The following is a 666-nucleotide window of genomic DNA, read 5'->3' on the forward strand; positions in this document are numbered from 1 at the left end:
AGCCGGAGAGCATGTCCGTGACCGGCTCACCGAACAGGCGGCCGACGAGGTTGTTGAACGCCTTGTTGCCGGCGGCGTGGCCGGGGCGGTAGGCCGACTCGTCCGAGTCCTCGGTGCGCACGCCGAGCACGTGGTCGTACGGGCCCGACAGGAGCGTCTCGATCATGTGAGGCGCCGCGGCGGCGTCGTAGGTGTCGTCACCGTCGATGAGGAGGTAGATGTCGGCGTCGATGTCGGCGAAGGCGCGGCGCACGACGTTGCCCTTGCCCTTGCGCTGCTCGAAGCGGACGATGGCGCCGGCCTCGGCGGCGACCTGCGACGTGCGGTCGCTCGAGTTGTTGTCGTAGACGTACACCGTGATGCCCGGAACGGCGGCCTTGAGGTCGCGGATCACGGTCGGGATCGCGACTTCCTCGTTGTAGCAGGGCACGATGGCCGCGATGTTCATCTCACTCATATGGCGCTCGGGGGCGTCGACAGTCATGGCGCGATTGTACGAAGCCGCAGGGGGTGAACGCCGCAGGACGCGCGGGTGACGCCGTCTTCGGATCGCAATTCATCGCGTGGGGGTGCGTCTCTGTCGCCGTCTTCGGGGACGACGGCGCTGTACCCGTCTGCGATGTTCGTCCACATTTGCTCCCGGAAAACGGGTACGAACATCGCAGA

1 protein-coding gene is annotated in these 666 nt (G+C 66.7%); it reads right to left on the reverse strand.

Annotation, left to right across the window (positions count from 1 at the left end; genetic code table 11):
* Positions 1–484, reverse strand: a 484-nt coding sequence (locus M3673_RS18710; RefSeq protein ID WP_251535568.1) for a glycosyltransferase family 2 protein, incomplete at its 3' end; no start/stop codon positions are given.
* Between the last annotated feature and the right edge of the window lie 182 nt (positions 485–666).

Origin of the sequence: Nocardioides sp. P86, assembly GCF_023712465.1 — a bacterium.
Lineage (GTDB): Bacteria > Actinomycetota > Actinomycetes > Propionibacteriales > Nocardioidaceae > Nocardioides > Nocardioides kribbensis.